At 46.2% G+C, this 9,590-nt stretch carries 8 protein-coding genes and 2 pseudogenes; 7 read left to right on the top strand and 3 right to left on the bottom strand.

The window, feature by feature from the left end:
- Positions 1-249 precede the first annotated feature (249 nt).
- Complete coding sequence (locus ACOTYN_RS25115; RefSeq protein WP_044257539.1) at positions 250-1,095, top strand: DUF6685 family protein; 846 nt, start codon at positions 250-252, stop codon at positions 1,093-1,095.
- Positions 1,096-1,106: 11 nt separating this feature from the next.
- Here the strand turns inward: ACOTYN_RS25115 and ACOTYN_RS25120 are convergent.
- Positions 1,107-1,268 (bottom strand): annotated as a pseudogene (locus tag ACOTYN_RS25120) (integrase core domain-containing protein); the annotation flags it as partial.
- Positions 1,269-1,527: 259 nt separating this feature from the next.
- On the bottom strand, positions 1,528-2,262 hold the full coding sequence (locus tag ACOTYN_RS25125; RefSeq protein ID WP_044257537.1) for a GntR family transcriptional regulator: 735 nt from the start codon (positions 2,260-2,262) through the stop codon (positions 1,528-1,530).
- 363 nt (positions 2,263-2,625) lie between these two features.
- Here ACOTYN_RS25125 and ACOTYN_RS25130 point away from each other — a divergent pair, with 363 nt between their 5' ends.
- The 6 genes and pseudogenes from ACOTYN_RS25130 to ACOTYN_RS25155 all read left to right on the top strand — a co-directional run bounded on the left by ACOTYN_RS25130 (position 2,626) and on the right by ACOTYN_RS25155 (position 9,317).
- A complete protein-coding gene (locus ACOTYN_RS25130) occupies positions 2,626-3,558 on the top strand; it encodes an ABC transporter substrate-binding protein (protein ID WP_044257535.1) in 933 nt (310 codons plus the stop codon).
- 43 nt (positions 3,559-3,601) lie between these two features.
- A complete protein-coding gene (locus ACOTYN_RS25135) occupies positions 3,602-4,555 on the top strand; it encodes an ABC transporter permease (protein WP_197069158.1) in 954 nt (317 codons plus the stop codon).
- On the top strand, positions 4,548-5,360 hold the full coding sequence (locus ACOTYN_RS25140) for an ABC transporter ATP-binding protein (protein WP_032489966.1): 813 nt from the start codon (positions 4,548-4,550) through the stop codon (positions 5,358-5,360). Before ACOTYN_RS25135 ends, ACOTYN_RS25140 begins: the two co-directional genes overlap by 8 nt.
- The gene (gene atzF, locus ACOTYN_RS25145; RefSeq protein ID WP_197069157.1) at positions 5,335-7,239 is read left to right on the top strand and encodes an allophanate hydrolase; all 1,905 of its coding nucleotides are present in this window, start codon (positions 5,335-5,337) and stop codon (positions 7,237-7,239) included. The genes ACOTYN_RS25140 and atzF overlap by 26 nt, the downstream gene beginning before the upstream one ends.
- A gap of 105 nt (positions 7,240-7,344) precedes the next feature.
- Positions 7,345-8,742 (top strand): annotated as a pseudogene (locus tag ACOTYN_RS25150) (dihydrolipoyl dehydrogenase).
- A 77-nt stretch (positions 8,743-8,819) separates the two neighbouring features.
- Complete coding sequence (locus ACOTYN_RS25155; RefSeq protein WP_044257530.1) at positions 8,820-9,317, top strand: DinB family protein; 498 nt, start codon at positions 8,820-8,822, stop codon at positions 9,315-9,317.
- A 63-nt stretch (positions 9,318-9,380) separates the two neighbouring features.
- Here ACOTYN_RS25155 and ACOTYN_RS25160 read toward each other — a convergent pair.
- Positions 9,381-9,590, bottom strand: a 210-nt coding sequence (locus tag ACOTYN_RS25160; protein WP_275367306.1) for a hypothetical protein, incomplete at its 5' end; no start/stop codon positions are given.

Below are 9,590 nucleotides of genomic sequence, written 5' to 3' on the forward strand. Positions count from 1 at the left end.
TACCATAGCGCGGACATCTGAATTGAGCCACAGGCGGACATTACTATTGAGCCATTACATCATGACTGCGCTTAATGCGTTTTATGTTAAATATCAATGACTTAATTGATTATTATCATGCCAAATAATAAATTTATCTAAAAGTCACTTTTGGGCCCCTTAGCCTCTTCGGCCTCAATTTTTCTACGGTAGTCTGGTTGTTATAGGCAGCAGCAGGTGCTGCCCTTAAAAACCCATAGGATTATCAATATGACAGACAATAGTAGACCCCTTCTGTGGCGTCAGCCGCTACAGGCAATTCAGGATGGGGTGCTGAATTCTGTTGGATATCCAGCGACCTTACGTCGTCGGATCGACAATGGTGCTCTGGAAATAAAAAAACCACAGCGGCTGGACACTATCTGGTTGCGTTCAATTGTCAGCTGGCACAGATGGTTCGGCCGTGATAAAAACACTATTCGCTCCCTGCGACCCGGCCATGATGGTAATTATGAATACCTGCAACGCCATATCCCGCAGCTGGCCGACCTGGTAATCTGCGAGATTACAGAAAATTATCGGTGCGATATCTCCAGTATCGGGGGGCTGAGCTCGTCGGGAGATGATGATCTGAAAATATCTCACCTGGATGATTTTGCATTACAACGATGTTCTGAAATGACAATACCGGTCAGTTCCGAACAGCTGGCGCGAAATCTCAGTCACTACACAGCACGGCTGTCGAAGATGGTGTTCAGCCAGTTTTCCTGGGCACCGGAACGGCTTTACTGGAACAATGTCGATACTGTTCATAATTTTGTAGCAGCCCGTTATCAGGCTATTCAGCTGGGTCAGCCGGTTTCTCTGACTGGCCAGCTGAATTCCTATACTGTAAATCCGCAGAAAATACAACAACTGACAGCGGAGTGGGATTTATATCTGCTGCCTGACGCAGAAATTTATGGCCTATTCAGGGATGCGCTTTTGCGGGTGAAATCCCCGTTCGGCATATCAAATCCGCCCTGCTGGGAAAACGTCGACCAGCATTATTTTCAGGCCATCTGGCTGGAGCGGAACCATCCTGTACCAGCTCGCGTATCGCGTATGCTGGTGTAAGTACACCCGTTTTAGTTCCACGCACTTTTTGAGATTTCCGGGTTTTCAGCCATCAGCCGGTACTCTTCCGGTGTCAGGTTATTCAGGGATTCATGGGGCCTCTCACAGTTATATTCAGCCAGCCAGCGCTCTGTAATTTCCCGTGCTTCATTCAGTGTTCTGAACGGATAAAAATAACTGTAAAGATAATCGGCTAAATACAGAAATATAACAATGAGGAGCAGTTAAAGCACCAGAAAAAGAGAACGGATTTATAAATAATATGAATAGAATGATTGGAATTGGAAAAATATTCTTTTCCGTGTAATGAAAATATTGCAACGGTTATTTTTGTGAAAGTACATTATAACCTGATTGTAGCAGTCCTCATCCCTTAGAGGAAGAGGATGTTAATTTTTGTATAACTTGGGCATTTATTTTATGAGTGGAGCATCAAGTTTCGACCAAACCCAGCCCTTGTTTGCGAGCTAATTGAATCTGATGCAAAGTAATTTTTTGCACTTCTTTTTGACTGGCTTCAATATGAGCACATAGTAGCAAAATAGCCTCTTCGCTTTTGCCTCGTAGAATTTCACGTAAAATTTCAGAATGTTCGGTGTATGTCGTGGTGATACGATCTGTTTTGGTGAAGTCGAGTCTTCGGATGATCCTGATACGTGCTGTTACATCTTTATGCATACGAGCCATTTCATTATTGCCTGAAGCTTCGACAAGTGTGGTATGAAACTGTTCATCCCAGCTGGCAACCTGTAACCCGTCCGTACATCGTTCCGAGGCTGGCACGAGCCATATTTGCTGAAGTGAGGATAGGCGTGCCAGATCCACTCGCCGATCCTGATCACACAACCGGCGTACTGCTGCCACCTCAAGGACCATACGTAGATCGTAGAGTTGTTCGAAGATATCAAAATCGAATGGCTGTACTCGCCAGCCAGCCCGAAATTGCACCTGAACATAACCTTCAGATTGCAAACGAAACAATGCTTGTCGCACAGGTGTTCGACTGACGTTAAAACGCTTGCTGATTTCACTTTCAGTAAAATGATCGCCAGGGATTAGTCTGAACTCGGAGATTTCGTTTTTAATCTTTTCGTAAACGTCATCCGCTCGTGTCCGATTGGATGGCGACTCTGTAGAAGCAAGGTTGTACTTATGAATCATACGCATATGTCAACATTATCAGAACGAGTAGTGTCTAACCATCACTGTATCAAATTTTTTACCTTGAGTATCCCGGACTCTTTGTTTATTGCAGTTTTGCGAAACGGTGAGTGCAATCGCAGTAAATTCTACTGCACCAATCCTGACCTTCCATTTCCCTAAATTGGTGCATTTCATATAAGGATAATAAATAAGTTCCGCGCTGGCAGAAAAGAGGTGTTTCGCAGAGTAGGATTGTTACTAAGGAAAACAAGAACTAATTAATTAAAATTCATGTTATCTCCATATTGGCATATTAATTGCTTTGCTTGTTTTGATTCTTGTGCACAAGATGGTATCCATCATTTATGTCGAATTGGGAACCTTAATATGTTTTTACGCAGACTCATGATTTTCTCTTTAACTGCTTCATTATTTTGTACGGTGATGCCTGTTCAGGCCGCAGACACTATCATCAGAGTAGGGACCCTCAAACTTATTCACGGCATAACTCCATATTTCTACGATAAATTCACCCCCAAAGGATATAAGGTCGAGGTTGTGCCATTTGAAACCCCTACAGATGGTAAAAACGCCGTAGTGACACATTCAGTTGATTTTGGTGGCTATGGTCTGGCTGCTGCCGTTCTGGGGGGCGCTGCTGGTGAGCCTGTGGTTGTTATTTCTCCGATGAGTAATGGTGGCATGGGTCTGGTGGTCAGCAATAAGTCCGGGATCAGTAGTTTCAAAGATCTCAAAAACAAACGTATAGGTATCCTTACCGGTTCAACTCAGGAAACGGTGTTTCTCGAACGCCTGAAATCTGAGGGCATGACCATTAAAGATGTGAAACCGATCCGTGTGTCATTCAGCGAAATGGCCGGTGCTCTTGAACGTGGTGATATTGATGCCTACGTAGGAGCCGAACCCGGTCCCTCCATTAGCGTATCACGTGGTATAGGCAAAGTACTGGAATACCCCTACAGCACTTCTGTGGGCTCCGTGAATATGGTCATGACCACACATGCTGACACCCTTAAAAACAACCCTGAATTCGTCAAAGTATTTTTGGAAATACATCGCAAGGCATCTGAATATGCAATGGCTAATCGTAAAGAGTTGCTGGAGATGGCTAATACAAAACTGGGCCTACCAGAGGATGTGGCCAGCCTTGCAGCAGACAATGTCAAATTTGTCTGGAGAGCCGATGATGAATGGCTACAGCATTGTAAAAACTACGGCTCCCTGATGCTTGAACGTAAGCAGATACGCCGCCTGCCCGAAAATGATAGTTTCTTAGTCACAAACCTGGGGCCACATTGATGATATTGCCACATCAAAAATTCCATTCATTGCAGGAGTTGTTATGGCCACACCAATACTGAAAATTCCCGGTTCATCTGGCGATGACACAGCCTATGAGACCAGTTCAGCAGCAACTCCTCCTCATTATCAGGCAGCTTTGACACACAAAGCTGAGGAGATGACGAAATTAGAGCAGGATCAGGATCTGATGCCTTCACCGCCCAGTCGGGTTAAAGAATGGCTTGTGCGCTGGGTGGCACCGGTGCTCCTGCCGTTGATTCTACTGTTTTTATGGGATTTTGCCGTGCGACTAAGTGGCACCATGCTCGTTCCATCCCCCGCAAATGTGGCTCTAATGCTCAAGGATTTTGCTGTAGGTGGTGTATACGACGATGCATTCAGTGGCACTCTTTATATTCACTGGATTAAATCTATGTCGCGTGTATATGGCGCTTTTGCTTTGGCGGTGTTGTTGGCCATTCCAACTGGTCTTCTTATCGGAAAGAATGCGCTGGTTCGCCGGCTTGTTGATCCTACTTTGCAATTGTTGCGTCCGGTTCCGGTGACGGCCTGGTTACCGTTGTCCATGATCTTTTTTGGTGTGGGGCCGAATGCAGCCATTTTTCTTGTTTGCCTGGGGGCATTTTTCCCCATTGCTATTAACACAGCTTTCGGAGTGAAGTCCGTAGAGCCACGCCTGTTCGAAGCGGCAGCAATGTTGGGATGTAAAGGACCATCTATGTTCCGTCAGGTTGTATTGCCTGCAGCAATGCCATCAATTTTCAATGGATTACGCATGGGGCATGCTATCGCCTGGTTCTTGATTGTTGTTGGAGAAATGACCGGAGTACCTGAAGGACTGGGTGCGGCCATTATGGATGGCCGGATGCTTTCACGCACCGATGTGGTTATCGCGGGTATGGTAGTCATCGGTCTCACAGGTTTTATCACCGATCGCCTTTTGGTAACACTCAATAATCGTTTACTCAAATGGAGTCCACAACACAATGCCTGACACTATCACAGCCTTTGCCACCCCTTCTCAAAAAGGGATGCCCATCCTCGATATCGCAGGTGTAAGCAAAGTCTTCAGCCTGAATGGTCGTCCTATTCATGCTCTGAAAGACGTGAATCTGCAGATTTGGAAGGGAGAGTTCATCTGTTTGATTGGCGCCTCGGGTTGCGGCAAGTCCACACTGTTACGCATTATGGGGGGATTCGAATCCGTATCCTCAGGTATGGCGCGTATGTATCGCACCCCGATTACCGAACCTGCATCAGAGCGGGGTATGGTTTTCCAGGATTATGGATTATTCCCCTGGTTGACAGTGCGGCAAAACATTGCTTTCGGCCCTAAGCAGCGTGGACTATCCAAAGCCATGCTACGTGAGATTACCGATCGTTATTTGAATATGGTCGGTCTCACAAAATTTGCAGATCACTTTCCAGGCCAACTCTCCGGCGGCATGAAACAACGAGTTTCCATTGCACGGGCATTAGCCAATGATTGCGAGGTCTTGCTTATGGACGAACCCTTTGGTGCCCTTGATGCGTTAACCCGGGACGCCCTGCAGCAGGAACTACTTGAAATTTGGGAACGGACCCGACTTACCGTGGTATTTGTTACTCATGCTGTAGAGGAGGCTGTCTTGCTGGCTGATCGCGTGGTGGTAATGACGGCCGGTCCTGGACGGGTAGAAACAGATTTTTGTGTGCCACTCGACAGACCTCGTTGCATTACTGCGCCGGAGTTTAACGACGTGCGTCAGCAGTTAACCGAGATGTTAACAAGCCATGTGGTACACACCAAAGCAGTGTGAAAAGAAACGAGCTAAATACCAACAATCACCTTTTCTAGACTATAACGTTGGATATAACTGCAATATGAATTTGACAATTACACATTCTTTAATGACATCTACCGTACTCGAACAGCAGGCTCCACTTAATCTGGCATCATTCAAACATGCATATGCATATTGTTCTGATCCAAAAGATGTTCTGCGCGAAATTTACCACCGCATTGATATCGCTGGAACACATCCTGTATGGATTAGTCTGCTTCCACTAAATGTGGCCCTCGACATGCTAGAACAAGCTATGGCCCGAAAAGCCAGAGGTGAGGAGCTTCCGTTGTTTGGCATCCCATTCGGAGTGAAGGATAACATTGACGTTTTTGGGCTGCCTACAACGGCGGGTTGCCCTGAGTTCTCCTATATGCCTCAGAGCCATGCCTTTGTCGTAGAACAGTTGATTGCTGCTGGTGCTATTCCTATAGGAAAGACTAATCTGGATCAGTTTGCTACTGGGCTTAATGGGACTCGGTCGCCTTATGGGATCCCAACTTGTGTGTTTGATGAGCGCTACATATCGGGTGGCTCCAGTAGCGGGTCCGCGGTAGCAGTGGGCAGTGGTTTTGTACCATTTTCACTTGGCACTGACACGGCAGGATCTGGCCGGGTACCGGCTGCCTTCAATAATTTGGTAGGTATCAAACCGACAAAAGGTACCATATCAACCAGAGGACTCGTCCCTGCTGCGAGAAGTCTGGATTGCATATCCATATTTGCGCACAGTGTAGATGATGCGCTGACTGTTGCACGTATCGCTTCCGCCTACGATGCGGCTGACTCATTCTCACGGCAGGTTCAGTCATCCACCTGGACCGAAAGGAAGTGGCCAGCACGCTTTACCTTTGGAGTGCCGTCCGCATCACAACTCAAGTTTTTTGATGACATGCAAGCTGAGGGGCTCTTCGAGGAGGCTATTCGTAAGCTGGAAAAGATGGGGGGGCAATGTGTACGTTTCGACTATACTCCATTCCAGGAAACGGCTGAACTGCTCTATAGCGGCCCTTGGGTGGCCGAGCGGCTTGCGGCCATCCAAAGTTTTACTGACGAACACCCTGGTGCGATCCACCCGGTAGTGCGGGACATAATCCTGTCGGCCCAGGACATGAGCGCGGCTGACGCATTCCGGGGCAGCTACCGTCTCAGCGAGCTGAACCGGCGCACACAGGCTCTTTGGCAGCAGATCGATGTGATGTTGCTACCCACAGCTCCGACGATTTATACCGTTGAAGATATGTTAACCGATCCCGTGTGCTTGAACAGCAATCTGGGCTTCTACACGAATTTCGTGAATTTAATGGATCTCTCAGCAATAGCCGTTCCGGCTGGCTTTCGTCCAGATGGGCTACCGTTCGGTATTACTTTCATCGGCCAGGCATTCGAAGATGGTACGATCGCGAGCCTGGGTAAAGCATTTATGGCCAGGGACCGGGAGGAATCTCCGTGGGAGGCATTACAGGAAAGCGCTATCCGTATCGCTGTTGTGGGAGCTCATTTGTCTGGTCAGCCACTGAATCACCAGCTGACCGGCCGCGGTGGAACCCTGCATGCGACAACGAAAACATCCGCCGGTTATGCGCTGTATGCCATTAATGATTCCAATCCTCCAAAACCCGGTTTGCTCCGCGACAGGAATGCTGCAGGGTATATCGAAGTCGAGATCTGGGAACTGTCAGCAACTGCATTTGGCTATTTTGTTGCCGAGATACCTCCCCCCCTGGGAATAGGCACTCTGACACTGGAAGACGGCAGCCAGGCCAAAGGTTTTGTATGCGAACCTTACGCTATTGAACATGCAACCGACATTACTCACTACGGAGGCTGGAGAGCATATCTTGCCGATCAATAGCATACATGTTTACATTAAAAATCAATTGTTTGAAAAATGATGATGAGTAATCATCGCTATATAAACAACAATATCAAGACTGCTGATATCAAAGAACATGGGCAACTGGAGAAGGTTGAAACTGATGTTGCAGTCATTGGCGCAGGGACTGTCGGGCTTGCATCCTAAAGAGCAGCACGTGAGGCCAGAAAGCGCGTCGTAATTATTGAGGGCGGAGTTGGGGGCACTACCTGTGCACGTGTTGGATACATGCCTTCCAAGCTATTGATTGCCGCCCCAGAAGCGGCATACGAAGTTTGTTATACCACACCATTCGGTATTCATATCGAGGGTGAAATTCGTATTAATGGACGGGAGGTCATGGCGCGGGTTTGGTCTGAACGTGATCGTTTTGTCGGCCGAGTACTAGGCCGAGCTGCAAGTATTCCTGCACAAGACAGATATACCGGATATGCGTGTTTTATCGATGATACAGTGCTGGCTATTGGTGATTATGCTACCGTCCAAGCCCATTCCGTCGTCATCGCAACGGGGTCAGGCCCTTACATTCCACCGGCATTACTTGTTTTCGGAGATCGTCTGGTTGTAAATGACGACGTATTCAACTGGGAAGACTTGCCGCATCGTATTGCCGTATTTGGTCCTGGAGTGATTGGGCTTGAAGTAGGACAGGCATTTGCTCGTTTAGGAGTACAGGTTCGTGTATTTGATGTACAGGAAGCTGTCGGTCTGTTAACTGATCCGATGGTTGTCGAACAAGTTAAGTTTGACCTTGGCGAGGAGTTCTACCTTCATCCAGATGCAACCATTCATGAGATGAAGCTTGATGACAACGAGGCCGTAATTGTTTTCACCGAACTCGATGGTTCTGTCGTGACAGGACGATTCAACTATGTACTCGCATGTACAGGGAGAAAATCCAATGTGGACTCACTGAATCTCGAAAACACCACCTTACAGCTTAATAAGCTGGGTATTCTAGTTTTCGATGCTAAGACCTTACAATGTGGTACCGCGCCTGTGTTTATCGCAGGAGATGCCAACAATATTCTCCTGTTGCTTCATGAGGCTGCTGATGAAGGGAAAATGGCTGGCCGGAACGCAGCACACTACCCAGATATCGAAGTTTTACCAAGGCGGGCACCAATTAGCATCGTATCCGCTGACCCTCAGATCGCCATGGTAGGGCAGCGTTATGTGGATCAGGAACCAAGAAATATTGTCACGGAAGCAATGGATTTCACAGATCAAGGACGCAGCTGAGTTATGCTAAAAAACCGTGGAAGGATGCATATTTATGCTGATATTAAAACTGGTCTATTTCTTGGAGCTGAGTGGTCCGGACCAAGAGCAGAAAATATCGCTCATTTGCTGGCATGGACCTATCAGCAAGAACTCACTATTTCCAGAATGTTAGAAATACCTTTCAACCACCCAGTGGTCGAAGAAGAATTAGCGAATGCAATGCAGAATGCGGCACCTAAACTAAAAGTTTGTTTATAGTTTTAGTCGTGTTATAAATTTAATTTGATTAATGATTAGCCATCTTAATGTAAGTAGTTTAATCGAGGAATAAAATCATGATGAAAGTCGAAACAGCAATAAATTTAGCAAAATACAGCAACTGGGCAGACCAAGTTTTATTTACTGCTATGAAATCACTTCCCGAAGGTGCTATTTATCAGAAAAGCAATACTCTCTTCAAGTCTATGGTTGGCACGTTAAACCATAACTATGTTGTTGACCTTATTTGGAGAGCACATTTGCTTGGGGAAAAACATAATTTTTCAACACGACGAGATGTTCTACATCCAGTATTTAATGATTTAATTGATGCGCAATCTCGGGTTAATCAATGGTATATCGATTGGGCAGGTGAACAGACCATTGAAACTTTTAGCGAATGTCTGAAATTTAACTTCGTCTCCGGTCAATCTGGTGAGATGACCCGAGGTGACATGTTCCTGCATATCATTAATCATAAAACTTATCATCGCGGATGGGTTAGTCAGATGTTTTTTGAATATGAAATAAATCCTCCTGAGACAGACTTATGTGTGTTTTTATGTGATCAATGATAGATGCCTGATGATTTCAAATGGTATAAATCACTTTTTCGATCCGAACATCGATATAACACTTTAACCCTGAGTAACGCTATTGTCGCGATAAAGGAAAATATGTATGCTAGAACAACAGCAACCGCATACATTCATATCAGTGAGAATCAATTTATTTAAATTAACCTGGTATATGGGTAAGAATAAGGTTACCGTTTGAAGGTCGTTGAAAGGGCACTGTTGCAAATAGTCGGTGGTGATAAACTTATCATCCCCTTTTGCTGATGGAGC

The sequence above is a fragment of the Enterobacter cloacae complex sp. IR5458 genome, assembly GCF_049238025.1.
GTDB lineage: Bacteria > Pseudomonadota > Gammaproteobacteria > Enterobacterales > Enterobacteriaceae > Enterobacter > Enterobacter kobei.